Genomic DNA, 2,537 nt, shown 5'->3' with positions numbered 1-2,537 from the left:
GGAAAGGGAAGTGGGCAGCCGGAGTGGTGGTCAAGCAGTAGCTATTATTCCATAATAGCTACTAGAGGAAGCGTAAATCTGAGCATTTAGTGATAAGGAATGAGCGAATTTTGCTCAGTTTTTCTTATTCATGGGAAACAGGTGGAAATTGTACTTTGAAAAGGTTAAACAGATGTAATGCTTCTATCGCATTTATTGGAAAATAAGCATGGTTAAGGAATGTGTTGTAAGGAAAGTGAGGAGTGCTAATGAGGTATGCTATCGGAATTGATATTGGCGGTACGACAGTGGAAGCTGGTATCGTCAACGAGAAAGGAGACTTAATTCAAAAGGAGTCAGTCCAAAGTGACCCCTCAAATAAAGAGAAAATGTTTCTACAAGTTATTCAATGTGTAAACCAACTCCTAAATCATTCTAGTATTCCAGAGGATGAGATATACGGGATTGGTGCTGGTATTCCTGGAAAAATAGATCGTAGAAATGGGGTAGCGGTCTTTCAGAATAACCTTCCATGGTCTAATTTTCCAATAGTTCATCGTCTACGGGAAGCGCTAGGAATCGATAATATTGTAATTGATAATGATGTATATATGGCAGCATTTGCGGAATGGAAAGAGGCAAAAATGCTTGAGGATGAACTATTTGTTTATATTACGATTAGTACAGGGATTTCTTGCTCCATTATTCAAGGGGGAAACTTTATAAGGGGAGCAGGCTTTGCTGGGGAGCTGGGATTGATACCCGTTTTTACACACACAGCTGATCATAGCATGGAAAGATTAGAACATGCTGCATCTGGCCCAGCTATGCAAGCGAAGGCAAGGTCCATTTATTTCAATGAAGCATTAGTAACGAAAGATATTTTTATTCATTTTACTCGAGGAGAGAGCAATGCAAGTAGATTGGTGGACGAAATGATTCATGCATTAACCCAAGGTGTTTACATGATTAATAGTATATTAGATCCGCACAAGATTGTTTTTGGTGGGAGTGTTGCAACATATAATCCCTATATATTACCTTTACTAAAGGATAAGTTAAAAAATTACTTGATTGAAGAACAACTACATATTCTTCAAAACATGGAAATAAGTAATTTGAATAATGGTCAAGGAATTATCGGTGCAGGTTTACGTGCATTCAGGTAAGGAAATTTATAGAAAAAGAGGTTGTACATTTTAGTGGACTAAGCATAAATAAGTAGAAAAGTAATGGGAATGGAATACTTGATCCATACAGTAGATACATAGTAAGGTTCACAATCAGCTTGATTAGAATAGAGATGCACTTTTTGGGTAGAGTGCATTTTATTTGGGATAGAAAGGGAAGCCTCCAACCTATAGCTAGGGTGATATAACGTTAACACGATCTATTCAAATGAAGCTAGACAAATTCGCTTTACCAGTCAACCTGAATCCTCCATATAATTCTAGACTACATAAGAATGGGCACTTGTGTAACCTTAACATTCCAGCTATGCTATTAAAGGTAAACAAACAACTATGACATGGGAGATGGAATGTATGCAGTCTGTCATAACGTGGGGATTAAGAATTTCCATTGTATCCTATACGTTTCTACACCTTGTAACTTACTTTTTTGAAAAGAGATTATTGCTGTATGCTTTAGCATGTTGTGGTTTATTTATACTAATATTTGCTAGTTTATCAAAGACGTTAAGACAATTTAAACTCCCCTTTTTCCTATTTATCACCGGCTTTATTATCCTCCTATTTTCTAAAGTCTCTATTGGGGAGGGACTATATAGTGGACTATTGCAAATGCGAAGCATCGTTGGACTTTTAGTCATTGTACCAATGATCAGTTGGGTACTTCGTGAAGAGCCTTATATCGAGGACATCATGGGAATGGCGCATAAATCTTTGAATACAAGTAGAAAGTTTTATCTAGGGATGATGTCATTAACGCAGGTTTTTTCTTATTTTCTTTTATTCGGTGCAATACCGATGATGTATCAATTCATTAATCAAATCCTGTATAAGAAAAAAACTGAAGCATGGGAAAACTATAAAGGAACAGCCCTCTTACGGTCTTTTGCTTTATCTACGATGTGGGTAGTGAGTATTCCTAGCTTCATTTTTGCAGTGGAAACGATGAATGCCTCGCTGTGGATTTGTATTTTACAAGGATTTGGTATTTCCGTTTGTGGGACAATGATTGCGGTACTATTTTCGTATTTTCAAGAAAAGCATTATGGTGTAAATTTGACATACGGGCTACAGGATGAGATTGCTGAAATATTACTTCATGCTGATCCAATTGAGGAAAGAAAGAAAAAAGTGATCGAATTTATTTTTTTATTTCAAGTTAAGAAAGTATAAAATCAGTGCAATGACTGCGTTAAGCCAAGTAGTTATTTTGAAATGTTTGATGTATATTGGCAATGCTTCGACTAATTACTTCGCTTTCCGTGGGCACGGCCTCAACTAACTTTGCAAAGAAGAACACGTTGCAAAGTGGATTTTCGGCTCGCGCTAATCCCGCAGGAGTCTACGTAATTAGTCTCCGCTATGAGA

Annotated in this window: 2 protein-coding genes; both read left to right on the top strand. The window is 37.0% G+C overall.

Annotation, left to right across the window (positions count from 1 at the left end; translation table 11 throughout):
* The first annotated feature begins 248 nt into the window (after positions 1 to 248).
* On the top strand, positions 249 to 1,148 hold the full coding sequence (locus tag RVS70_RS21440) for an ROK family protein (RefSeq protein WP_205388866.1): 900 nt from the start codon (positions 249 to 251) through the stop codon (positions 1,146 to 1,148).
* 375 nt (positions 1,149 to 1,523) lie between these two features.
* Entirely contained in the window at positions 1,524 to 2,342 is an 819-nt protein-coding gene (locus RVS70_RS21435) for a hypothetical protein (RefSeq protein WP_121605761.1), read from the top strand.
* Positions 2,343 to 2,537: the final 195 nt, after the last annotated feature.

Origin of the sequence: Virgibacillus sp. M23, from assembly GCF_034190895.1 — a bacterium.
GTDB classification, from domain to species: domain Bacteria; phylum Bacillota; class Bacilli; order Bacillales; family Amphibacillaceae; genus Virgibacillus; species Virgibacillus salarius.
Note: the sequence above shows the minus strand (reverse complement) of the source record. Positions and strands in the feature narration are given on the sequence as shown.